This window comes from Mesomycoplasma ovipneumoniae, from assembly GCF_035918255.1.
In the GTDB taxonomy this organism is placed as follows: domain Bacteria; phylum Bacillota_I; class Bacilli_A; order Mycoplasmatales; family Metamycoplasmataceae; genus Mesomycoplasma; species Mesomycoplasma ovipneumoniae_A.
In genome coordinates this window covers 258,372-283,248 of record NZ_CP142136.1, presented here as the reverse complement: position 1 = coordinate 283,248, position 24,877 = coordinate 258,372, and the positions used below count along the sequence as shown (strand labels likewise).

Genomic DNA, 24,877 nt, shown 5'->3' with positions numbered 1-24,877 from the left:
ATTTTTTCCATTGTGGCTTTAAATTTAATGGAATGCCTTAAGTTTAACCGTTTAGAAATCTAGAAATTTAAGGCTTTTAATTATTGTTCTTTCAAAACTTCATATGTTTTTTTAGGCTCAATGCAAATAAAAACGAGTTTTCTATTTACATTGAGTTTAAATAGTAGTTGTATTTTTTATGATTTTTGGCAGTGTTTTAAACTAAAAAAGTAGTTTAAATATTTCATATTTTGCTTTTTAAGTCAAAATTTTAGCTTTCTTAGTTTGCTTTATTTTATTAATAAGTAGATTTTTCATTCATGAGTGTTAGATTTAAAATTCAGTGTTTTCGCCTTTACTTTGATATTTTAATACATTTTTAAATAAAAAAACAAGCAAGAATAAACTTTTGCTTGTTTTTTAAAAATTTATTTAAAAAAATTAAATTTTTTTTACAATTGAATGCGTTTAATGTCTGAAAGTTTACGGATTCTTAACAATTTTTTATAGCTTGGATGAGGCTCTTTTAATAAAGCAAGACCGATTGCCGAAGCTAATGAAAAAATTATAATTAAAATATAAGCGCCTAAGGCATACCCATCAACATTTCCAGTATTAACTGTTTTTAAATCCACCCCTGGAGGCGTATTAATTAATGAAGTTATTATTGTTGCTAATGTAAAGGCTGTATAACCAAGTCCTCAAATAAGTCCAAATTGGAATCCTACTCTTTTAGGATTTGCGCCTGGATATTCATGAGGTAAATTAAGCATTACTCCCTGAATTCCCCAGAGACAGATTCCCATTAAGAAACCTAAAATTAAAAATAATCAAGTTCAACCATCTTTGTAAGTTTCTGCACTTAGAGGGTCTTTTCCTACTTTTGTAACAAAAACAACGGTAGCAAGAACATAAAAAAGAACGCCGAAAGAAATAACTGTTGATATATATTTACGTCTTTGAAGTTGATATTTTGAAAGTAGTCCAATTGTAAATGGACCAACAAACATTCCTGATAAGAAAACAATTAAGAAAACTGAGATTTTTTGGCTAAAAGTATTGGCACTATCACCAATTAAACGAGCAAAAATTGGCTTAGAAAATGTAAAGGGGAAGACAACCGCAATAAGCCATGAACCATAAACAATTGCTCAATATCAAGTATCTTTTTGTTTAAAAAAGCTTGATAAAGTTAGTTTTTCTTGTTTAGCTTGATTTGCTAAAGCAGAAGGATATAGGTCAAATTTTGTTCCTAAAATTATGTAGCCAATTAAAGGAATAAGTGTTAAAAGTCCAATTACTAAGAAAATTGTTTGTCAATGGGAACGAACAGAACTTTGAATTTCGCCACTCATTATAAAAGGAATAAGTGTTATTATTGTTCCAATTGGGTAAAAAAACGGTGAAAACTGTGAAATTACTGCTTTTTGACGTGAATTTAGATAGTTTGAAACAACTGGTTGAATTAAAACAATTTGCATTGTTCCACCAATTGCAAAAATAGTTCTTAAAATTATAAACCCTGCATAGGTTGGTGAATAAGGCGCCGCTATTCCAAAAAGCATGAAAACAAGCGACAATACAACAGTATATTTATGCGAAATTTTTACAATAAATCAACCAACTAGAATTGATCCAATTCCACGACCGATTGTAATTCCTCAGTTAACCGCTTGATTAACTACAGTTCCAGGCGCGGCACTAGCATCTGGGAAAAAATGTCCTAAATATCCACTTTCACCAGCTTTTCCGTTAAGTCCAGCTGATGCAAATCCTCAATTTATGACAAAAATCATATAAGCAAAAACAATTAATGCTCATAGAATTAACCCGGCACTAAAAGTTAATTTTTTTTCTTTTATGTTTTTTTGAGCAAATTTTAAAATAAAATTATCATTCATACAATTTAGTTCCTAAATTTTAAAAATGTATTAAGAGTTAATAACTCTTCTTAAAATTATATAGCAAAAATTTAAAAAAATATCAAACTGGAACTTTTTTGTCTAAAATTTAAAAAAATTTCAGTTTTTAGTTAAACATTAAAAATAAACAGCCAAAATTTTTTAATAATCTTAATTATGACTATTAAAAAATTTTGGCTGAATTTAAGAAGTGGTAGTAAAAATGTTTCAACTCAAAAACAAAAATAAATTAAAAATAGTGAAAATTTAATTAATTTTTGTTGCATCAAAACGGTCTGTTGTTTGTAGGATTTTAGTTGCTGAATACCAAAAACCTACGTTTGCTTTTGCAATTTCTTCCAAGATTGCGTTTTTTTCTATTATATAAATAATTGTCTCAACTCTTCATTGTTTTTGGCCAGTATATCCAGAAACACCTTCTCAAATGTTATATGAGTGCCAATATTTTATTGATTTAAGATGTTCAACAATTTTTTCGGGGTGATTAGTATAAATTTGTAAAAGAATTTTTCCGTATTTTGGATAAATTCGGCTAACAATTGACGAACTTACAATTAAATAAAGAAAAACAGATGCTAATTTTTGACCCAAAAGTTGTCCATCAACCTGTGAAGGTTCAAGAAAATAAAGAATAATAATTGAAAAAAGTCCAAAAAATATCGAAATACTAAACATTATTTTGCCAATAGGTTTGCGATATTTTAGCGCAATATAATAAGTTATATAATCAGTTCCTCCACAAGAACCACCGAATTTTCATGCCATTCCGATAGCTCAACCAGACAAAATGGAACCAATAATTGTATAATAGAAAATAGTCCAAGAACCTTCTTGGTTTGGAATTAAAATATTGTTAATTAAAAATGTTCTTATTGGGGTATCTAAAGAAAAAACTTGGTTTCAAACAATTTGAAAAAAAAGTCAAATAAAAGTAAGATAACTAAAACTTTTGTTCGGAACTTTAACAAGAATAAAAATTATTAAAGGAATATTAATAACAAAATAAATTATTGCAAAACTTCAGCCAATACTTACCTCATATTGAGAGTTAATTATTATTATAGTAAGTGCTGGAATTGCCGATACACCTGTTGGGACAGTTCTTGCAACTCCTAAGAAAAAAATAACACCTAAAGTAAAAAATAATGCTGAAATAGCCATCATTATGATTGAAAGGGTTCGCTTTTTTCAGAAATTTTTCAGGTTTATTTTGCTTTGATTGTGATAAAAAATTTCACGTTCTGCACGTAAAACAAGTTGATTTTTTAAGCATTTAGCTAAATTATGGTTTTTCTGATTAGAACAAGAACAATGAACATTGCTTGATTTATTAAATTGCCGAGAAGACATAGTGTTTTTTTTACCTTTTCAAATATAAAAAAGACCACTAAACACAATACTTCTCGATATGGCTGCTATATTTCTATCCTGACCAGGTTACAAGGTTATTATTTTAGTGGCAATAACATTATATCACTTTTTATTTTTTTTGAAATAAAAAGTTAAAAAAATTTTTTTATTTTATAATTAATTTTAAATAAGCAAAAAATTTGTTTTAAATACACATTTAAATACACAAAAAAATCATGAAGGAGATCAGAAAATGTCTAATTCAGTTTGACCATACCCTTTTATTATTAATCAAAGCCCGTACAATAAAATTAATATTGTTTTTTGCCACGGATTTAACTCAAGCCATAATGTTTTTAGTAGTGTAATTGAGTCTATTGGCAAAAAAATAGGTGTAAATTTTTATGCCTACACACTCCCAGGAAATAATTTAACTCCCGCAAAAGACGAACAACTTTATGTAGATTATTATGCAGATTTGACAGTTGAATTTATTAAAAAATTAAACCTTAAAAATGTTGTTTTAGTTGGCCACTCAATGGGAGGCGGATATGGTGCTTTAGTTTATAAAAGAATTCCTGAATTAATTTCAAAAATGGTTTTCATTGGTCCAATGAATAAAGCTAATTTGCCATTAAAAGATTTATTTTACGAAAAATTCTTCCCAAAAACACCTGAAGAAATGCTAGAATTTTTGCCAATTTATGAATATGATAAAGAAAAATATAAAAATCCTAAATATATAGAATGAGCAAAAACCACCTTTAATTACGAATATTTTAATAATTACTATATTGTGACCCTTAGCAAAAATTTACTAAAAAATAATATGATGGATCAAATTGAGGGCGGAATTAAATCAATAAAATGTCCAACACTTCTTGTTTTAGGTGAAAAAGATGGAATTGTTTTGCAGCAAGAAACTAAGTCGTATTTTGAAAGTCTAATACCACACGTTCAAACCGAAATCATACCAAAAACTGGACATTTAATTTATACAGAAAATCCTGAATATTTTAATAGAATTTTTATTGATTTTCTAAAAAAATAGTTAATTTTTGGTTTTTCAGTTTAAGTTCTTAAATAAAAAAAGGTGATTTTCACCTTTTTTTATTTAACATTTTTTAAATTATTGCAAACTATTTTCCACTAAAAGTTGTAATTTTGCATTTAATTTTTTAGCGGCTTTAGAAGTTTTAAGTCTACGTGCTTCTCGTCTTTTTTGCATTTGAAGTTTTCTAATTTTACGCATTTTATACCTTTTCTAAATTAATTTTGATTGATCTTATTAATTTTTTGAGCTAATTCATTTGTTCGTTCAACTGCGGCCGAAACTACTTCGGTTATATCGTGGGCTTGAATTTTTCCATCTAAATAACCAATTGCAAGTCCTGATTTACCTTGATCAATTAACTCAATTGCTTTCATTGCCATCTTAGTTGCTAATATTCGGTCAAATGCAGAAGGTCTTCCGCCCCTTTGAATATGTCCAACTTCAAAAGCTCTTGTTGTTATATTAGTCATTTTTTCAATTTGAGCAGCAAATTCTTTTAAATTTGGTAAAACATACTCTAAAACTGTAATAATAACGCTTGGCTTACCTTTTTTAAATTGCTCAAGAACAATTTCTGATGCTTCTTGTGCACTTAGGCGATTTGTGTTGGTAATAACAATTTCACTTCCGGTTGCAATTGCTGAATACAAAGCTAAATCTGGGCAATGACGCCCCATCACTTCAACAACAAAACAACGTCGATGGGAATTAGCAGTATCTCTTAATTTATCAACACTTTCTACAATTGTATTTAAAGCTGAATCAAATCCAATTGTATAATCAGTAAATTGAATATCATTATCAATTGTTCCTGGTAGAGCAATTACTTTAATTCCTTGCAAATGAAGTTTATAACCACCTTTGTAAGTTCCATCTCCACCAATAACAATTAAAGAAGAAATACCCATATCTGTTAAGATTTTTGCAGCTTTTTTTTGAATTTCTTCCTCTTTAAATTCCGGAAAACGGGTAGAACCAATTGCTGTGCCACCAAAACTAGAGATACCGTTATACGGAAATTCAGAGGCTAATATAATATTTTTATTTAAAATTCCAAGGTAGCCTTCTAAAATTAAATATGGTTCAAATCCTGAATTAAGTGCAGCCTTAACAAGAGCACTTATAGCAGAATTCATTCCTGGTGAGTCGCCACCAGAAGTTAAAATTGCTATTTTTTTTGACATTTTAAGCCTTTTTAATGAAAAATTATAAAAAAATGGACAAATAAATTTGAAATGGTACGCCCTAGAGGATTTGAACCTCTGACCCAATGATTAAAAGTCATTTGCTCTACCTGCTGAGCTAAGGGCGCTTTTGGTGCTCGAAACTGGACTCGAACCAGCACGGGATTACTCCCAAGGGATTTTAAGTCCCTTGTGTCTACCATTCCACCACTCGAGCACTAATGGTTTGTTCAGTTAAAAGCATATAACATTATATCATAAAAAAAAGAAAAAAGTTTTTTTTTAATATTTTTTTAATTTGCTTAACCAACAACCTAATTAAAATTAGTTATATTCAGATTTTTTCCCAAAAAAAGTAAAAAAACCCATTTTTTCACTGTTTTAAAAAAATATAGACAAAAACAGTGAATATAAATTATAATGCATAAACTCAAAAAAAATATTAAAATTTTGCTTTTTTTCAAATTAACTTGGATTTTACCTGTTTTTTTATTTGTAAGTTGTTTTAAAATTAATATAAACTCGATCCATTCACAAAACAAGGGCAAAATAAAAAGTAACACAGACAAATCAAAGCCTTTTGTTTTTGAAACAATTATGAAAGGATTGCCAAAAAATCAAGGAAAACCAAGCACAAAATTTAGCGGGATTTTAGATCAAAGCAAAATTGAACAGCTAAAAATTGGGCAAATTGATGAAAAAGAGTATTTTGGTCTTGAAGAAATTCTAGTTCAATTTTTTAATACATTTTATAGTAATATGGATTTTAGCCAAAAAAAGGTTCTTTTTCTTAGTTTGAAAGAAAAAATTAAAAATATTGACCTAACTTTAAATCTTGGTGCAAATGATGATGACCAATATTTTGATGAAAATTTAGGACTTATTAATATAACAGACTTAAATATTAATAATTTAGATGATCAAAAATTTTATGAAGAACAAATAAAGATATATAAATCAAAAAGTTTGGATGAATTTTTAAAAAATAAGGAAAAACATCTTTTTATCGAAGAAAAACTAATAGCTGAAAAAAGACAGTGAAACCCGGTAGTCAAATTAATTTTTCACATAAATATTGCTAGATTTTACTTGCATTTTCTTAAATTAAGCCAAGAGCTTACAAGAAATATTATTATTTCAATCATTGATTTTGCTATAAAATCAGATGACTCAAAAAAGGAAGAAAATAAAATAAGTCAGCAAATTAATGAACTTTTTGAACAAAAAGAAAACTTAAAAATCAAATCTGAAAAGGAGCAAGGAAAAAATAAGCTTCCAAAAAGTAATTTTTCCATCGTTAGTCAAAAAATTGACCAAGAAATTCAAGCGCTTAAAGAAAAACTAAAAACTGTTAAAGAAAATAATTTTTTAACTTTGAAATCATTAGTCAACGAAATTAATCGATTTTTGAAAGAGTTTTTTGACCCTAAAATTCACTATTCGATGAATTCTGAATATGTTTTTCTAAATGAAACCACACTTTATATAAATAACCAGTTAGCTTATGCAAAATTTTTCCAATTCTTTACAGAAAATTTAAAAGATAAATATGACGAGTTTGGGATAGATTCACCTTTTTTAATTATGGGAGAAGACAAGACAAATTTAGTTAAAAAATATTTTTTGCCATTGATTAAATAGTAAAAAAACCTTTAAATTTATAGAACTTTTTGAAAAATATGGTACAATATGATCCAACTTCAAGAAGGGAAAAATATGGCAACAAGAGTACTGGAAAAGAATAAGTCTCAGAAAATCACCTTTTTTGGTGCTCTTTTAATCGTGCTTGGCGCAAGTATTGGCGCAGGAATCTTTTTCAAGTCCAAGGCCGTTATTGAAAATTCAGGTTATAATCTTTGACTTGCTATTGGAAGTTGAGTTTTTGCTTGTTTTGCAATTGTTGCGATGGCAATTGCATTAATTGAAATTTCATCTGCGACAAAAAAATCAAATTTATCTGTGATTATTTGAAATAAACTATTTAATTCTGAGAGTTTTTTTCAAATTTCAAAAAATTTCATAATTTATTTATATTTGCCCTTTACTTATTTTGTTCTCCCTGTTTATTTTATGCAAATTTTGCAGGATGCAATTGCAGCTTTTGGTCTTGAATCATCTAGTGATTGAAATATAAAATTTGACTGAGTCATCGTTTTAGTTGTTTCAATTGTTATTGTTATTTACTTTTTTATAATTAGTCTAAATACAAAAATTGCTGAATTTCATAATAAAATTATTTTAATTGCAAAATTTATCCCTATTTTTGTGACAGTTATTGTAGGTTTTATTTTATATTTTCAAGGTGGTTCAAATAAACTTCTTTCTCAACCTGAATTTGCAAGTATTGAAAAAATAAAAACTCAAGGAGTGTCAATTTCCTCAAGTTTACCAGGCGTTGGTGTTTTAATTTCAATGGCTGGAATATTTTTTGCATATGAAGGATTTTTTACTGCTGCTGGTCTGCAATCAGAAATGAAAGAGCCTAAAAAAACGCCAATTGCTATTCTTTTAGGAATTGGAATCACAACAATAATATATCTTTTTATTGCAATTGCAACTTCAATTGTTGGCGATGGTTCAATTTCGTCATTTATTAATATTGCAAAAAATGAATTAAAATGGCCACCACTTACAATTAAATTAATTTTGGGTACAACTTTTTTACTAATTGGAATTAGTCTTCTTGGAATTATTAATGTTTTTACATTGTGAGGACCGCGTGCACTTGAAGAATTAGTTTCTAAAAACGAGTTTTTTTTGCTCAAAAAGTGAAAAAAACATCTAAATTTAAATAAACCTGTTGTTTCAACTTATTTTTTAATTATTTTTTCAGTTTTGTGTCTAATTATTTTTACACTTATTGGTGTTTTTGGCTTTGATGATCAAGAATACGGGACTTATGGTCAAAAATTAAATAATTTATATTCATTTGCTGATATTACTGGAAATTGATCGGCCTTAATTAGTTTTTTACTGATTGCTGCTGCTATTTATGGTTGTATTAAAAATCGAAAAACAAACAAAATTGCTGTCGAAAAACAAAAATACTTCCTGTTTTTTGGTTATATTTCCGTAATTTGCATTTCATTAATATTATTATTTGCAGTTGTCGTACCAATTATCGATCTTTTTACAATTTTGATTTATCAACCTGAGATTGAAAATTTTAACTTAATTCTAAAAACTAGAATTACAAAAGTTATTGTTCTTATTTTCTTTATAATTGTCCCTGTTTTTCCGGTATTTTGAACTTATTTAACAAAAAAAATAAAAAAAACTGTTAAAAAAAGCAAATTATAAATATAATATAAGAAAGTTATGAAAATTAACTTAGAAAATTTTATTCGCACAGTTGAAAACTTCCCAAAAAAAGGGATTAGTTTTAAAGACATTTCGCCATTACTTGCCAATGGTAAAGCTTTAAATTATGCAATTGTTGAAATGGCATCGCTTGCTAAAGATGTAGATATAATTGTTGGACCAGATGCTCGAGGTTTTTTATTCGGAACACCAACAGCCGCTTTTCTTTCAAAACCATTTATAATGGTTAGAAAAGCCGGAAAATTGCCAGGTGATGTCGAAGAATTTGCCTATGATTTAGAATATGGATCTGCAATTTTAGAAGTTCAAACCGGAATGATCAAACCAGGCCAAAAAGTGGCTATTATTGATGATGTGCTCGCAACTGGAGGAACCGTGAATGCCATCACAAAAATGATTGAAAATGCCGGAGCTATTGTTTCAAAAATTATTTTTTTAATTGAGCTTGAACAATTAGAAGGTCGAAAAAAATTACAAAATTATGAGGTTACTTCACTCATTAAAATAAAGTAATTTTTTGACTCAAAAATTAAGTAACAAAATTTTTAAATTTTGTTATAATTTTATTGTAAGCTCAAATTAAAAAATTTTTTTTGTTTTTTTTGAGTTTATAATTTAAAATATTAAAAAATTATAAAAAAAGGAGATTCATGGAAAAATTTCGTTATGTCAAACCTGATCTAATTATGGACAAAGACCATGAAATGATTAGGTTTCTCGATATTGATGGAAATCTCTTAACTTCGACTGTTTTTGGCCAAATTGATGAGTCAAAAGATATTAGATTATCTGCTGATCAAATCAAAAAAGCCTATGAGTTTATGGTTTTATCACGTCAACAAGATGTTTATATGACCCAACTTCAACGTCAAGGTCGAATGTTAACTTTTGCCCCTAACTTTGGTGAAGAAGCTCTTCAAGTTGCTTCAGGAATGGCACTTACAAAAGATGACTGATTCGTACCTGCTTTCCGTTCAAATGCAACAATGTTATATCTTGGTGTACCAATGATAAACCAAATGCAATACTGAAACGGAAGTGAAAAAGGAAATGTAATTCCTAAAGATGTTAATGTTTTACCAATTAACATTCCAATCGGAACTCAATTTTCACATGCTGCCGGAATCGCTTATGCTGCTAAATTAACCGGTAAAAAAATTGTTTCAATGAGTTTTATTGGTAATGGTGGAACTGCTGAAGGTGAATTTTACGAAGCTCTAAATATTGCAAGTATTTGAAAATGACCTGTTGTATTTTGCGTAAATAATAACCAATGAGCAATTTCAACACCTAATAAATACGAAAATGCCGCTTCAACAATTGCTGCAAAAGCAAAAGCTGCAGGAATGCCAGGGCTTCGTGTTGACGGAAATGACCTTTTAGCTTCCTACGAAGTAATTCAAGAAGCAGTTGATTATGCTCGTGCCGGAAATGGTCCTGTTCTTGTTGAATTTGTTACTTGACGTCAAGGTGTTCACACTTCTTCTGATAACCCAAGAATTTATCGAACTGAAGAAGAAGAAAAAGAACACGAAAAATGAGAGCCAATGCACCGTATCGAAAAATACATGTTTGATCGTGGCATTTTAACTGAAGAAGAAAAACAAAAAATTTGAGATGATTCTTTAAATGTTGTTAAAGAAACTTATGAAAAATCTCTAATTGGTTTAGACTCAACAATCGATGAAATTTTCGATTACACCTACGAGACTTTACCTCCAGAACTTGAAGAACAAAAACAAGAAGCAATCGAATTTTTTAAAGGAGCTAAATAATGGCAAATTCAGATAAAATCGCTCTAAATAATATCGGTGCAGTTACAAATGCTATTGATTTAATGATGGAAAAAGATCCTCGCGTTGTTCTTTGAGGAGAAGATGCTGGATTTGAAGGTGGAGTTTTCCGTGCAACTGAAGGATTACAGAAAAAATACGGAATTGAACGTGTTTGAGATGCCCCAATAGCAGAAGCATCTATTTGTGGTGTTGCGGTTGGAGCAGCCATTGCCGGGCTACGTCCAATTGCAGAAATGCAATTCCAAGGTTTCTCATTCCCTGCCTTTCAACAGCTTTTTGCTCACGGAGCGCGTTATCGTAACCGTTCCCGTGGTCGGTTTACTGTGCCAATGGTTTTAAGAATGCCAATGGCAGGTGGAGTTCGTGCTCTAGAACACCACTCAGAAGCAATTGAAGCAATGTTTGCCCACATTCCTGGAGTAAAAGTTGTTATGCCTTCAACTCCATATGACACAAAAGGTCTTTTAATTGCCGCAATTAATGACCCAGATCCGGTTATTTTCCTTGAGCCAAAAAAAATATACCGTGCATTTAAACAAGAAGTTCCTGCTGGAATTTACGAAGTTCCAATTGGAAAAGCTAATGTAATTAAAGAAGGAAGTGACTTAACACTCGTAACTTACGGTGCTCAAGTTCACGAATCAATCGCCGCTATTCAAGCTCTTAGTTCAACTCCTGGACTTGAAGATGTTGATGTTGAATTAATCGACCTAAGAACAATTAAGCCAGTTGATACTGAAACTATTATCGAATCAGTTAAGAAAACTGGACGTATTTTAATTGTTCACGAAGCTGTTAAATCTTTTTCAGTTTCAGCAGAAATTATAACCCGTGTTAACGAAAAAGCATTTGAATATTTAGAAGCAGCTCCTGCTCGTCTTACTGGATATGATATTACTGTTCCGTTAGCAAAAGGTGAAAATTTCCACACAATTACAAAAGAAAAAATAATCGATAAAATTCGTCAAATTATGAATTCTTAATAATTTGCATGTTTAAAAATTTCCTAATTATTAAGTGTAAAACCCTTATTAACAAAACCCTTAAAATCATAAAGTCCTTTGATTTTAAGGGTTTTTTATTATAACAGAAAAAAATCCCGAGTTTCCCAGTTTGGTGTGATAATGTTAAAAAAGTGTCCTGGTTTAGTTTTAGCAGCTTTTTTAACTTTTTTGGCAAACCTAAGAAACATAACTATCAAGGAAAAAACTCTGAATTTTAAATCAACACTCATGAAAGAAAAATCTACTTATTAATCAGATAAGGTAAACTAAAAAAGCAAAATTATAAAATATTTAAACTGCTTTTTTAGTTTAAAACACTGGCAAAAATCATAAGAAAATACAACTACTATTTAAACTCAATGCAAATAGAAAACTCATTTTTATTTACGCTGAGCCTAAAAAAATATATGAAGTTTTGAAAGAACAATAATTAAAAGCTGTAAATTTAAAGATTTCTAAACGGGTAAATTTAAGGCATTCCATTATATTTAAAAACATAATGGAAAATTCGTATTTTGTGATTTTTTTATGACAAAAAACATAATTAATTCCCCCTTAATTCTGATTTCTAATTTTATTAATTATTCTTAGTGAGACTATTATAACATAATTTTATTTTTGACAAAGCATTTTTTTTTTTTTTTTGCAAAAGGTTAATTTCAAAACTATAAAAATTAAGATTTTAGGTCAAAAAACCTTGATTTACCGGGATTTTTGCATATTTACTTTCGCTAAAAAGTGGATTTTGCCATTAAACTGGCAAACTCAGAGAAAAATTGTAAATATAAAAAACTAGACCGGTTAGAGTCTAGTTTTTTTTTTTTTTTTTGGTCTATTAAAGAAATGGGGCGGATGACGGGGATCGAACCCGCGTATGTCGGAACCACAACCCGATGCGTTAGCCACTTCGCCACATCCACCAAATTAATTAAATATTATAACATATTTTTAATTAATTTTTTTATTTTTTTTTGCTAATTTTAATTGCAAAAAAAATAAGCTTTTTATGATTCCTCTTCACGAGAAAGTGTTTTAAATCCATTTTCAGTTACAAGAACAACATCCTCAATTCGAGCACCGCCCAGTCCGGGGATATATATTCCAGGTTCAACAGTTATAACCATTCCTGGCTCTAAAATTGTATCACTATTGGCACTAACAACAGGCAATTCGTGAATATCAATTCCAACTCCGTGACCAGTTGAATGAACAAAATATTGTCCATAACCTTTTTGGGCGATATAATCACGGCAAGCTTTGTCAATTTCTGATGCCTTAACACCAGGAGCAACTTTTTTACGCCCTAATTCTGCAGCTTTTTTGACAATTTCAAGAATTTCCTGTTTTTTTGAATCAAGTTTTCCAAGATATGAAGTTCTAGTAATATCAGCGCAATAACCATTATAAAGAGCACCAAAATCAATTTTTAGAAGATCATTGTCAAGAATTTTTGCAGAACTAGCTCTTCAATGAGGCATTGCTGAATTTGGACCGGTTGCAATTATTGAATCAAAAGATTCTTTTTCAGCCCCAAGTAATTTCATTTGATAATTTAGTTCAATATCAACTGATTTTTCAGTTAATCCTGGTTGAATTTTTGGCAAAATTTTGCTATAAGCTTCAAGTGAAATATTAACTGCTTTTTGGATGTTTTGAATTTCTTCGTCAGTTTTAATAATTCGAAAAAGTTGAGCTGATAAATTGATAATCTCCGAACTAGGGAATCACTGTTTGATTTTATTAAGTTGTTCAATTGTTAAATATTCAGCTTCAACTCCAATTCGGTGATATTTTTTTTGCGCTAAAAAATCTTCAATATTTTGCTTTGTAATTAGTAAAACTTGACAATTTTTAGCATTTTTTTGGGCTGCTTCAATATAACGGCCATCAACAAACAAATAAGAATCGCTCTTTTGAATAAATAAAAGACCATCAGTAGCTGAAACTTTTGTCAACCAAAGGCGAGTTTGATAAGAAAATGAAATTATAACATCTAAATTGTTTTCTTCAAAAGCTTTATTTAAATACTTAGGATTCATATTATTTTTTCTCACGGTGTAAAGTGTGTTTGTTGCATTTATGGCAATGTTTTTTTACTTCAATTTTTTCAGGCTTTGTTTTTTTATTTTTTTTAGTGATATAATTTTCCATTTTGCAATCAATGCATCTTAATGTTAGTCCTTCTCTTGGCATTTTGGCTCCTTTTAAAAAATATAAATCTTAGTAAATATATAATTATAACATAATTTTGTATTTGTTAATAACAAATTGCAAAATTATTGCAGTTCATCTTTTAAAATTTCTTTTGCTTTGGAAAGTTCAACAGAAAAAATTGAACTAACCCCGCGTTTTTGCATTGTAATTCCTAAAAGTTGATCCACGCGAGACATTGTTCCATGACGATGAGTGATAATTAAAAATTGTGTTTTTTGTTTTAATTGTTTTAAAAATTCAACATAACGAATTACGTTAGCCTCATCAAGCGCAGCCTCAACTTCGTCAAGAATGCAAAGTGGAATTGGCCGGGCTTTTATAATTGAAAATAATAGTGAAATTGCGATTATTGCTTTTTCACCACCTGAAAAAAGACGGATATTTTTGATAGTTTTCCCTGGTGGTTGAGCGCTTATTTCAATTCCAGAATTCAAAATATCATTTTTGTCACTAAAGTAAATTTTAGCGCTTCCGCCACCAAACATATTTTGAAAAACTAAGTTAAATTCAGAATTTACAAGGTCAACAATTTCTTGAGTTTTTGCAATTATAATTTTGTCAAGGTCAGAAATTACTTCTAAAATTTTTGATCTAGCCACTTCAAGTTCATGTTGGCTAGTTTTTAATTTTTCAAGCCGATTTGATGTGGTTTGAAAATCTTCAATTGCATCAAGATTTATATTACCTAGCGCTTTGATTTCCGAATTTAAACTATTAACAAGGTCATGTGCATCTTGAGTTTCAATTTCTAATTGGTGTGTTTCAAGCGCCGATTCAAAGGTGAGATTATATTTTTGCGACAAAGTGGTTTTTAGATTAGTTAAAAGAAACTCATATTTTTCTTTACTTGTTTGATTTTGATTCAGTTCGGCATTAATATTTCGCTGACTTTGGTTGAGTTGCTGAACTAAAATTGTTAATTTAGAAATTTGGGAATCATATTCTTGTTTTTCACGGTTTAAAATTTTTAGTTCAGATTCAAGGGTTGCAATTGAATTTTCAAGTTCAATTTTTTGTTTTAAGGTTTCATTGATTTTTGAATCAATTTCATCACTTTGAGATACAGCTTCAATTCCTTCATTTTCAATTCTAATTTTGTCAAGTTCAGCTTTTGCAGCATTATATTTATTTTCTAATTCATCAAGAGAAATTTCGGTTTGCTGCAAAAAGTAAGATTCTTTATTGATGGTTTGTTCAAGATTATTTAATTCTACCTTAAATTCTTGAATTTTTTTCTCAAAAAAATTCACTTTATTTTTAAGATCATTAATTCTTAATTCCAAAGAATGAACTGAATCATTTTTTTGCTTAAAACCACCTGAAATTATACCACTTGTGCGGACAATATCGCCATCTAAAGTGACGACAACAAATTTATGATCAACAAATTTCGAAATTTTATTAACGTTGTCGATTTTATCATTAACAATAACACCGCCAAGCAAAAAATCAGCTAAAACTTGGTATTTTTTGTCATAATTTACCAAATTAGAACCAATTCCAATATAACTCTCTTGAGTCTCAAGGTGATTTAAATACAAATCGGGGATAAATCGCGGTTTTAATGTTGAAAGTGGGATAAATGTTGCACTTCCGGCGTGATTTTTTTTCAAAAAATTGATGGCTTCAACGGCATTTTCTGGCTTTTCAACAACAATTTGTTTCAAACTTGAGCCAAGAGCTGTTTCAATTGCATCTGTATATTTTTGTGGAATTTTAATTAAATCAGAAACAAGACCACAATAGCCTGAAAAAAGATGACTATTTTCAACAATTACTTTTGTGCCTTTGGGCAAAAAAGACCTAGATTCAAGTGTTTTTTGCAATTCAAAAATTTGTGTTTGACTTATAATTTTTTCTGAATTTAAACTGTTTAATTTTGAGTCAATTTCTGATTTTTTGGCGCTTAAATCAGCAATTCTTTGGGCAACTTCAGATTTTGTTTGTTTGTTTTGACTAATTAGGTTCGAAAAATTGTCTTTTTCAACTAGAATTTGATCATGCCTTTGCTTTAAAGCAGCCATTTTTTGTTCAAAATTAACATTAATTTGCTGGGACAATATCATTTCCTGAAGTTGTGTAATTTTAGCATAAGCTAAGTTTACATTGTTAATTTCGTTTTTAAGATTGTTTATTTTATTGATTTTTTCAGTAATTTCTAGATCAGTTTGCGTTCTTTTTTGGACATTGTCATTTATTATTCTTTCATTAGATTCAATTTCACTGACAAATTTAGGCTCTTCAAATTTAAGGCGTGATAATTGCTCTTCAATTTTTTCTAATTCAGTTTGAAACTTTTTGATATCACTAACAATTAATCCAACTTCAACTGATTCTAATTGTTTTGATTTTTCTAAATATATTTTGGCATTTTTTGCTTGTTTTTCAAGTTGTTTTGCTTGAGTTTCAAGCTCTTTTACACGAATTTCAATTTTTTCAATACCCATAAGGGTCTGATCAAGTTTTACAATAGCTTCTTGTTTGTCATTTTTGTACTTGGAAGTTCCGGCAACTTCTTCAATTACAAGTTTTCTTTGCTCAGGAGTTGACTCCGCGATTTCAGAAATTGTACCTTGAGAAATAATTGCAAGAGATGACTTTGAAATTCCAGCCTCAATTGCTAAATTACGGATATCTTTATAGCGAACTGGTTGGTCATTATAAAAATATTCATTAGTTCCCTGACCTCTCTTAATAAGTCGTGAAATTGTAAAAATTTGGGCAGAATCTTCGCGACTTTCATTACTAAATGTTAATTTTACCATCGCTTTTTCAACAGGAGCGACTGTTTTTGAACCAGCAAAAATAACATCGTCCATATTGTATCCACGTAGTTGTTTTGCTGATTTTTCACCTAAAACCCATTTAATTGCATCATTTATGTTTGATTTCCCTGAACCATTTGGCCCAATTATTCCAACAATAGAACCGTCAAATTTGATGCTAACGGGTTCTGCAAAGGATTTAAAACCTTCAATTTCAATTTTAATTAACTTCATAATTTGGTATTTCTTGATAGATTAAATTTTTAAAATAAGTAAATTATATTAAACTTATCCTAAAAAACTCTAAAAAAAAGCATTTTTTTTGCATTTGTGAATCATAAAATGTTCATTGGTTTTTTAATTTTTAAATTTTTGCTTGTTAAAAAATAATTAAACTTAGAAACTTTGAAAATAAAACAGCATAAATACTAATTCAAGAATAAAACTCTAATTTTTTTGCCGAGTTTCCAGTTTGATGAGACAATCTTAAAAAGTGTCTGGTTTTAGGCGCTTTTCTAAATTTTTTGACAAACTCAGCAAAAATAACTATCAAGGCAAAAACACTGAATTTTAAATCCAACATTCATGAAAGAAAAATCTACTTATTAATCAAACTAAAAAAGCTAAAATTTTAACTTAAAAAGCAAAATTATTAAATTTCTAAACTACTTTTTTAGTTTAAAACACTGACAAAAACAATAAAAAAATTCAACTACTATTTAAACTCAATGTAAAAAGAAAACTCATTTTTATTTACATTGAGCCTAAAAAAATATATGAAGTTTTGAAAGAACAATAAAAAAGTCTTAAATTTATAGATTTCTAAACGGTTAAATTTAAGGCATTCCATTAATATTTAAAGCCATAATGGAAAAAATGGCATTATCTGAGTTTATTGTGCGAAAAACATAACTTATTCCTCCCTAATTCAATATCAAATTTATTAATTTATTCTTAAGTTATGCTTATTATAACATAATTTTATTTTAGACCAAGCATTTTTTTTTTTTTTTCAAAAGGTTAATTTTAAAATAATAAAAATTAAGATTTTAGCCGCAAAAAACACGGATTTACCCGTATTTTTTCCTATTTTTATTGACTAAAAAGTGAATTTCTGCCATCAAACTAGCAAACTCAGGAGTTTTTATATTATTTTCAAAAGCTAAAGAATAATTTTTAATCTAAAAAGCATAAAAAAACCTATGAATTCATAGGTTAAAATTAAAATAATTTTGTAAACATGTAAGTTTGACAAATGCAAAAATAAAAATTTTAAATAGCTTTTTCGAGAAACTTCTGATGTCTTTTTTTGAAAATAATTGTGTTAAGAATAAGGAAAATTGATGAAAACAACATTAATGACATTGAAAAAACTGGATTTATAAAACCTAAAAACGCTAAAGGAATGAAAAGCGAATTAAATAAAATTGCTCACAAGAAATTTAATTTAACTAATTTATTAGTTTTTTTGATAATTTCAAGTGATTTATAAACCATAACAAGATCTGTTTCAAATAAGGAAATATCAGCAATTGAGTTACTAAGGTTAGAACCACTTTCAAAAGCGATTGAAAGATCGGCAGATTTTAAAGCTAAAATATCGTTTAGTCCATCACCTACAAAAATAATCGGGGTATCTTTTTTTAGTTTTTCTACTAATTCAAACTTGTCATTAGGTTTCAAATTTGCATAAAATTGCTTTATTCCCAATATTTTTGCTACATTTTCAACATTTTTTGGATTATCACCTGAAGCAATAATGCAATTTATCCCGTGAGATTGAAATTTTTTAACAACTTTTTTTGCACTTTCTTTAACTTGATCAATTATTAAAAAAACACCAATAACTCTATCATTTTTAGCAAAAACTGTGTAATTACCTAGCTTGTCAAATTTAAAATTATTATCAATCAAAAAATTATTATTTTTTGCAAACTCGTGAGAAATAAGGCTATATTTATTTGAGTCTGAATCAATAAGTCCCAAACCTTGTCCAGGAGTTTCGCTAACCTTAAAATTGTCAAATTTTTCTTGATGTTCTGGCAAAAAATTATGAATTGAAAGTGAAATTGGGTGTTTAGAATTTTGAGCCATTTCCTTAATTAAAGGTCAAAAACTTGAATCGCCTTGAAATTCAACAACTTTTGGTTTTCCTTCAGTTAGAGTTCCGGTTTTGTCAAAAATTATTGTTTTTGTGGTAATAATTTTTTCATAAATCTCTGAATTTGCAAATAAAATTCGATTTTTTGAGGCCAAAATCGAAGAAGAATAAATAGCCATTGGCGCGGCTATTCCAAAAGCACAAGGACACGAAATTACCAAAACAGCAACTCCTATATGAGCACCAACATAAAATGGATGAGAATTTCTTGGAGGCGTAAATCCAGTATAAATTTGCTCAAAATCTCCAAGTGAATAACCGATTATGACTCAGATTACAAAAGTTAAAATTGACAAAATTAAAACAGTTGGGGTAAAAAGTGAAACTATTTTAGTTGAAACTCTTTCAATTTTGGAAGGAGTTTCAAAAATTGACTCTAATCTGTTAATTGTTTGCATTAAAAATGAATCTTGCGCTTTTTTTGTGCAAGTTAGGTAAATCGGCTCGCCAATATTGATACTTCCAGACAAAATTTCTTGATTTTTAACAAATTCAATAGGCAAAGATTCACCGTTAATTGACGAGTAATCGATAGTTGCAAAATCAGAATTTAGGGTTGAATCAGTTGGAATTACTTCACCTTTTGGAACAAAAACAATATTACCAGGGGTAATTTTATTAGTTAAAATTTGTTCTTTTTTGCCATCAACTATTATATGTGAATAGCGATTTTTTAATTTTAGTATTCCTTGAAAGTCTGAACTTGATTTTTTTTGTAGTTTTTCCTCAAGATATTTTCCAGCATTAAAAAATAAGAACAGAATAATTGAAACTTCAAAAAATTCCATACTAATTTTGTCACCAGTACTTATTTTATACAAAAATGAAATTGCAGAATAAATAAATGAAACATGGCTTGCAATCGCTATTAGCAATTCCATTGTAAAAATTTTTCTTAAAAGGTTTTTGTATGCTAAAAAGTATTTTTTTTCTAGAAAGATAACTAAAAATGCAAAGAAAAACAAAATTGACGCTAAAATTAGATGAATTTTGTGATCGTGACTAAAATTTAAAACTTTATAATTATTTAAAGTATCGAAAATAAACGAAAAAAAGGCAAAAATAAAAATTAATAACTCAATAAATATTTTTATTTTTGCCTTTTGTTTAGAGTCAACGAAAAATTTTCTATTATTCGTCGATTTTTTCACTTGCATAACCAACAGAAGTTAATTTTTCACTAATAAATTCGTCAGGATATTTTTCTTCATCAGCAATAATTTTCAAAACTTTTGCACTGATATTTGCACTCCATTGAAAATCTTCCAAATTTTCAAATAGTTTTTCAAAAACCACCTTGCAGCTTGCACATTTAATATCAATGCTAAAATATCTTGTAGTTTTCATTTTAGTTCCTTTACTTAAAATTATCAATTAGAACACAATTTTACAATAAAAAATAATTATAAGTATATTAAATTTTTATATTTTTTTAAATGCTATAAAAATTTTTTTATCAAGATTATTGACAAATTCTGCAACCTGATAATCGCAATTTTTGCAATTTTTGAGCTCTTCAAAAATTTTTGGTCCTTTAATAAATGCAAATATTGTATTTTTGGCCTTGATTTTATTAACAATTTTATCGAGTTTTTCTAAATTTGCAACTGCTCGTGCTGTCACAAGATCAAAATTATCGTTTTCAATTTCTTGGACAGATTTACAAACTAAATTAAATTTAATTCCCAGAGTTTCAGATACTTTTTTTAAAAATTGGCACCTTTTTTGCATAGACTCGCAAATGGTCAACTCTATTTTTGGATCAAAAATTAAATACGGAATCGAAGGAAAGCCTACGCCAGCTCCAATATCTAAAATTTTTACTTTTTCTGAAATGTTTTCTTTTTTCAAAAAATTTATTATAAAATTCATTGTAACAATGGACTCAAGGATGCCTTCTTTCCAAAGAATATCCCCTGAAAAACCGGTTAAATTAAATTTTTGATTATAAAATTCGATTAATTTTACGTATTGCTCAAGTTTTTCAAATACATCTAAATCAACAAGTAACTTTACTTTTTCTTTATACATAAAAACATTGAAAATATTTTAATTTTTGTTTGCTGAAATTAATTTTTCCTTAATTTCCTCATAAATACTTGTAATTGATTTTGAATGGATGCATGCTAGTATACTTTTTGACAAAAATTCAGCTAAAGATGTAACTAGTAATTTATCAAATTTTTCTACAAGTTGTCTATTATCGATTGAATCAGTAATTATTACCTTGTCAATATTTTCATTTTCTTGAAATTTGTCAAATCCGTGGCTAAAAACACCGTGTGTTGCTGCTAAAATTACTGATTTTGCACCTTTTTGTTTAACAACATTTGCAGCATTTATTATAGTTCCACCTGTATCGATAATGTCGTCAATTATAATGCAATCTTTATTTTCAACGTTTCCAATTAATCCTAGAACCTCAGTTTGATTTGTCCCGGTTCTTCGCTTGTCAATAACGGCAACATTTGTTTGTTTTCCTAAAATTTCTGCTAAAATTCTAGCTCTAACAGCACCACCATGATCCGGGGTTACAACAACATAATCCTTGTTTTTGCCAACAAGTTCATTTGCAAGAATATATTGGCCATGAAGTTCATCGACTGAAATATCAAAAAATCCTTGAATACTTGGATTGTGAATATCAACCAAAATTAGTTTAGTTACACCTGCTTTTTCAAGTAAATTAGCTACTAATTTTGCAGTAATTGGTTGTCTTCCGGATGATTTTCGATCCTGTCTAGCATAACCATAATATGAAAGAACCACAACAATTTCTTGAGCGTAAGCTCGCTTTAAAGAGTCAATGAAAATTAAAAGTTCCATTATATTTTCATTAACTGGTCTTGATGTATTTGCAATAACAAAAACCGTTGAATTTCTAACAGTTTCATTAGATTTTAGCAAAACTTCGCCATCAGCATAGACTGTTCGATCAATCCCTGAGAGCGGAATTCCTGTTTGAATTGAAATTTTTCTTGCTAAATCTAGTGAATTTTCCATTCCAAAAAGAATTACACTTTTCTTTATATCTATGTTCATTTTTCGCCTTGTTTATTTTTTTATTTAGAATATAATTATATAATAAAATATAATTAATTTTAATAATATTTCGAAAAGTTATAATGTATTTAAAAATCGAGCAATTTTCTCCGCGGCATTTAAATTTACTTCTAAATTCGATTAAAAAATTTAATTTAGAAGTAAATTTAAAAACTAAAAATGGTAAAACTAATGTTGCCAATTTGGATTATTTCCAAAATTTTGAAAATAATCATGAATTTACTGTTGTTGACTTTGACAAAAATTTAGACTTTAGTTTAGCACATTTTATTATTTCTAAAAAAGAACAAACTTTCTATTTAAGTTTGATTTTTTTTAGTCAACTTTTGGATTCTAACTGAATTAACATTATTGGCGAATTTATACTTGATTTTATTAAAAAACACTATAAATTACGTGATTTTTATCTTAAAATTGACCAAAAAAGTATAGTTTTTAAAAATTTTTTTGCACCTTGGCTTCAAGAAGAAAATTCTTCATTTTTAACATTCCAAATTAAGGAAATTGAAAAATATAACTTTACTGATGTTCACTGCCATCCTTTTTTGGAATATTTTCAAAACCCAAAACAAGAAATTACCAAATGATTTGATGATAATATTGGTCTACTTTTTGTTGTTGGAACTTCTTGAGAGGATCTTGAAGAGATTAAACCAATTAGTTCATATTCTGATAAAATATATAAAATTATTGGAATACATCCAAATTTAATAAAAACAACAGATAATTATAATAACCTTTCAAAATACATTGACAAAAATGTGGTAGCAATTGGCGAAGTTGGTCTTGATTTTTATTATGAAAATAACCCTGGCCAACAAGAACAAATAAATGCACTTTTGGCCCAAATTGAAATCGCAAAAAGCAATAATATCGCTGTAATGTTGCATATTCGCGACAAACTTGGCGAATTTAATGCAATTAATCAAATACTTTTAATAATTGACAAATTTCCTGAAATTAACTTTATTTTTCATAATTTTTCAACAAATTATGAAAAATTCACAGAAATAGTTAACAAAAAAAACTGTTATTTTTCCTTTTCAGGAGTAATAACATTCAAAAAGAGTGTTGAACTAAGAAAAATAGTATCTCAAACTCCGATTTCAAGAATTTTGTGTGAAACTGATGCGCCATATTTAAGTCCCGAACCTAATCGTCAAGTTTGGCCCAATACATCTCCGCAAATTGAAAATACCTATCAAACAATAGCTAATTTGAAAAATTTAACAAAAAGGCAGCTTTCTAAAATAGTTTATGAAAATGCGCTAAAAATTTTTAAGGTAAAAAATGCTGAAAATATCGCCTAAAAAACATCTAGGTCAAAATTTTTTAAAAGATGAAAAAATTGCCCAAAAAATTGTAAGTAGTATTGACCTAGCAGATAAAAATATTGTTGAAATAGGACCTGGAACCGGTTTTTTGACTAAATTTTTAGTCCAAAAAGCTAAATTTTTGACTTGTTATGAAATTGACAAAAATTTAATTCCACTGCTTGAAAATAAATTTAAAAACAAGAATATAAAAATAATTAATGAGGATTTTTTACTTTCAGATCTGAATTTTTCAGAAAAACAAACAGTTATTGGAAATCTTCCTTATTATATAACATCAAAAATTCTATTTAAAATATTTGATAATTTTGAAAAATTTGATGAAATCTTAATAATGGTTCAAAATGAGGTTGCCGATAGAATTATTGCAAAACCAGGCTCACCATCTTACTCAAAATTATCACTAGCCTGCCAATATGTTGCTGAAGTAAAAAAGTTTTTCGTTGTACCTCCAAGTTCTTTTTTTCCGGTTCCAAAGGTAAATTCTGCTATTGTTCATTTTTCAATAAGAAAAAATTTAAACCCTGAAAAAGTTGCACAATTTTTTAAATTTACAAAATTGTGCTTTCAATTCAAGCGAAAAACATTATATAATAATCTCAAAAATTCTTTATCACAAGAGGAAATTGAAAAAATTTTTAATTTTTTCAATTTTGACCCAAAAATACGACCACAAGAAATAAATTTTGAAACTTACGCTAGACTTTCAAATTTTTATTTTGATAATATTAAAAATAAATAATTTTTATTTTTTTGTTTTGAATTTCAAAAAATAGTGTATAATTTTAAAAATCTCCCTCCCTTAGTCGTTACATTATTTTTATAAAAATCTTTTTAAAAATTATAGAAAGGTAGTCATGAGACAAACTACGTTTATAAAACCAAATGAAGTTGAAAGAAAATGGTTTGTTATTGATGCAGAGTCACAAATTTTAGGGCGTTTAGCCGCGTTTGTCGCTAGCCGTTTACGCGGAAAACACTCTCCGCTTTTTACTCCTAACGTTGATATGGGAGATAAAATAATCATAATTAACGCTGAAAAAATTTTATTAACAGCAAAAAAAGAAGACCAAAAACTATATTATAGACACTCTGGTTATCCTGGTGGTTTAAAAGTTAGAACTGCTAGAGAACTTCGTGCAAAAAAACCAATTGCTTTAATTGAAAAAGCGGTTTATGGTATGCTACCTCACACAAAACTAGGGGACAAACAAAGAAAAAATCTTTATGTTTATGCCGGAATTGAACACCCACACCAAGGTCAAAACCCTAAAAAATTAGAGGTCAAATATTAGAATGAATCAAGAATTAACTTATTATGGAACAGGAAGAAGAAAATCTTCAGTTGCCCGTGTTATTTTAAAACGCGGAAATGGTCATTTTAAAATTAATAACCGAATAGCAAAAGAGTACCTAAAATCTGATATTTTAATTAAAGACGCTCTACAACCACTAGCTATTACAAATACAATTTCTGAATTTGATATTCGTGTTAATGCTCATGGTGGTGGAATTTCTGGGCAAGCCGGTGCGATTAGATTAGGAATTGCAAAAGCTTTATTAGAGATTTCAGCTGATTATCGTCCAAGTCTTAAAATGTCTGGAATGTTGACACGTGATGCTAGAGCTAAAGAACGTAAAAAATTTGGATTGAGAAAAGCAAGAAGAGCACGTCAATTTTCAAAACGGTAATTTTTTCTTCCTTTTTAAAAAAATATGATATAATTATA

21 protein-coding genes, 3 tRNA genes and 1 other RNA gene are annotated in these 24,877 nt (G+C 28.5%); 10 read left to right on the top strand and 15 right to left on the bottom strand.

Translation table 4 applies throughout. From position 1 onward, the window contains the following. Positions 1-431: 431 nt before the first annotated feature. The 3 genes from U3G01_RS01125 to ffs form a co-directional block, all read right to left on the bottom strand. Positions 432-1,880 (bottom strand): hexose phosphate transporter, encoded by a 1,449-nt coding sequence (locus U3G01_RS01125; RefSeq protein ID WP_069098864.1) that lies wholly within the window; start codon positions 1,878-1,880, stop codon positions 432-434. Between the two features lie 267 nt (positions 1,881-2,147). Then, positions 2,148-3,251, bottom strand: coding sequence for a YitT family protein (locus U3G01_RS01120; RefSeq protein ID WP_255030569.1), 1,104 nt, complete (start codon positions 3,249-3,251; stop codon positions 2,148-2,150). A gap of 28 nt (positions 3,252-3,279) precedes the next feature. Beyond that, positions 3,280-3,364: signal recognition particle sRNA small type (gene ffs / locus U3G01_RS01115), an RNA gene on the bottom strand. A 140-nt stretch (positions 3,365-3,504) separates the two neighbouring features. On the opposite strand from ffs, the gene U3G01_RS01110 reads away from it, so the two are divergent. Further along, positions 3,505-4,302 carry an alpha/beta fold hydrolase gene (locus U3G01_RS01110; protein WP_255030571.1) on the top strand — a complete coding sequence of 266 codons (798 nt, stop codon included), beginning with the start codon at positions 3,505-3,507 and terminating at the stop codon, positions 4,300-4,302. A 78-nt stretch (positions 4,303-4,380) separates the two neighbouring features. Here U3G01_RS01110 and U3G01_RS01105 read toward each other — a convergent pair whose 3' ends face one another. The 4 genes from U3G01_RS01105 to U3G01_RS01090 all read right to left on the bottom strand — a co-directional run bounded on the left by U3G01_RS01105 (position 4,381) and on the right by U3G01_RS01090 (position 5,706). Beyond that, positions 4,381-4,503, bottom strand: a complete 123-nt coding sequence (locus U3G01_RS01105) for a hypothetical protein (protein ID WP_255030573.1) — start codon at positions 4,501-4,503, stop codon at positions 4,381-4,383. Positions 4,504-4,520: 17 nt separating this feature from the next. Next, positions 4,521-5,489: a 6-phosphofructokinase gene (pfkA, locus tag U3G01_RS01100; RefSeq protein WP_255030575.1), complete on the bottom strand. Its 969-nt coding sequence runs from the start codon at positions 5,487-5,489 to the stop codon at positions 4,521-4,523. Between the two features lie 52 nt (positions 5,490-5,541). Then, positions 5,542-5,617 (bottom strand) — tRNA-Lys (locus tag U3G01_RS01095). A gap of 3 nt (positions 5,618-5,620) precedes the next feature. Further along, positions 5,621-5,706, bottom strand: a tRNA-Leu gene (locus U3G01_RS01090). Positions 5,707-6,086: 380 nt separating this feature from the next. Here U3G01_RS01090 and U3G01_RS01085 point away from each other — a divergent pair. The 5 genes from U3G01_RS01085 to U3G01_RS01065 all read left to right on the top strand — a co-directional run bounded on the left by U3G01_RS01085 (position 6,087) and on the right by U3G01_RS01065 (position 11,589). Then, entirely contained in the window at positions 6,087-7,130 is a 1,044-nt protein-coding gene (locus U3G01_RS01085; RefSeq protein WP_255030577.1) for a hypothetical protein, read from the top strand. A gap of 75 nt (positions 7,131-7,205) precedes the next feature. Beyond that, entirely contained in the window at positions 7,206-8,789 is a 1,584-nt protein-coding gene (locus tag U3G01_RS01080; RefSeq protein ID WP_255030579.1) for an amino acid permease, read from the top strand. An 18-nt stretch (positions 8,790-8,807) separates the two neighbouring features. After that, a complete protein-coding gene (locus U3G01_RS01075) occupies positions 8,808-9,323 on the top strand; it encodes an adenine phosphoribosyltransferase (RefSeq protein WP_069096891.1) in 516 nt (171 codons plus the stop codon). A 137-nt stretch (positions 9,324-9,460) separates the two neighbouring features. After that, entirely contained in the window at positions 9,461-10,585 is a 1,125-nt protein-coding gene (gene pdhA / locus U3G01_RS01070) for a pyruvate dehydrogenase (acetyl-transferring) E1 component subunit alpha (protein WP_069098151.1), read from the top strand. Then, positions 10,585-11,589, top strand: coding sequence for an alpha-ketoacid dehydrogenase subunit beta (locus tag U3G01_RS01065; RefSeq protein ID WP_069098152.1), 1,005 nt, complete (start codon positions 10,585-10,587; stop codon positions 11,587-11,589). Before pdhA ends, U3G01_RS01065 begins: the two co-directional genes overlap by 1 nt. A gap of 865 nt (positions 11,590-12,454) precedes the next feature. Here U3G01_RS01065 and U3G01_RS01060 read toward each other — a convergent pair. The 8 genes from U3G01_RS01060 to U3G01_RS01025 form a co-directional block, all read right to left on the bottom strand. Beyond that, a tRNA-His gene (locus U3G01_RS01060) sits at positions 12,455-12,530 on the bottom strand. Positions 12,531-12,614: 84 nt separating this feature from the next. Next, positions 12,615-13,649, bottom strand: coding sequence for an aminopeptidase P family protein (locus U3G01_RS01055; RefSeq protein ID WP_255030581.1), 1,035 nt, complete (start codon positions 13,647-13,649; stop codon positions 12,615-12,617). Position 13,650: 1 nt separating this feature from the next. Beyond that, positions 13,651-13,803: a 50S ribosomal protein L33 gene (gene rpmG, locus U3G01_RS01050; protein ID WP_010321078.1), complete on the bottom strand. Its 153-nt coding sequence runs from the start codon at positions 13,801-13,803 to the stop codon at positions 13,651-13,653. Positions 13,804-13,886: 83 nt separating this feature from the next. Then, positions 13,887-16,823, bottom strand: a complete 2,937-nt coding sequence (locus U3G01_RS01045) for an AAA family ATPase (protein WP_255030583.1) — start codon at positions 16,821-16,823, stop codon at positions 13,887-13,889. A 1,038-nt stretch (positions 16,824-17,861) separates the two neighbouring features. Then, entirely contained in the window at positions 17,862-19,631 is a 1,770-nt protein-coding gene (locus tag U3G01_RS01040) for a heavy metal translocating P-type ATPase (protein ID WP_255030585.1), read from the bottom strand. Positions 19,632-19,881: 250 nt separating this feature from the next. Next, positions 19,882-20,097, bottom strand: coding sequence for a hypothetical protein (locus tag U3G01_RS01035; protein ID WP_010321075.1), 216 nt, complete (start codon positions 20,095-20,097; stop codon positions 19,882-19,884). Positions 20,098-20,172: 75 nt separating this feature from the next. Then, entirely contained in the window at positions 20,173-20,781 is a 609-nt protein-coding gene (gene rsmG / locus U3G01_RS01030) for a 16S rRNA (guanine(527)-N(7))-methyltransferase RsmG (RefSeq protein WP_255030587.1), read from the bottom strand. Between the two features lie 18 nt (positions 20,782-20,799). After that, positions 20,800-21,792: a ribose-phosphate pyrophosphokinase gene (locus tag U3G01_RS01025; protein WP_010321073.1), complete on the bottom strand. Its 993-nt coding sequence runs from the start codon at positions 21,790-21,792 to the stop codon at positions 20,800-20,802. A gap of 83 nt (positions 21,793-21,875) precedes the next feature. Between U3G01_RS01025 and U3G01_RS01020 the strand changes: the two genes are divergently transcribed. The 4 genes from U3G01_RS01020 (at position 21,876) to rpsI (ending at position 24,839) form a co-directional block, all read left to right on the top strand. Beyond that, positions 21,876-23,123, top strand: a complete 1,248-nt coding sequence (locus U3G01_RS01020; protein WP_255030589.1) for a TatD family hydrolase — start codon at positions 21,876-21,878, stop codon at positions 23,121-23,123. Beyond that, complete coding sequence (gene rsmA / locus U3G01_RS01015) at positions 23,104-23,889, top strand: 16S rRNA (adenine(1518)-N(6)/adenine(1519)-N(6))-dimethyltransferase RsmA (RefSeq protein ID WP_069099876.1); 786 nt, start codon at positions 23,104-23,106, stop codon at positions 23,887-23,889. The genes U3G01_RS01020 and rsmA overlap by 20 nt, the downstream gene beginning before the upstream one ends. Positions 23,890-24,004: 115 nt before the next feature. Continuing rightward, entirely contained in the window at positions 24,005-24,442 is a 438-nt protein-coding gene (rplM, locus tag U3G01_RS01010) for a 50S ribosomal protein L13 (RefSeq protein WP_255030591.1), read from the top strand. 1 nt (position 24,443) lies between these two features. Continuing rightward, positions 24,444-24,839 (top strand): 30S ribosomal protein S9, encoded by a 396-nt coding sequence (gene rpsI, locus U3G01_RS01005; RefSeq protein WP_010321069.1) that lies wholly within the window; start codon positions 24,444-24,446, stop codon positions 24,837-24,839. Positions 24,840-24,877 lie beyond the last annotated feature (38 nt).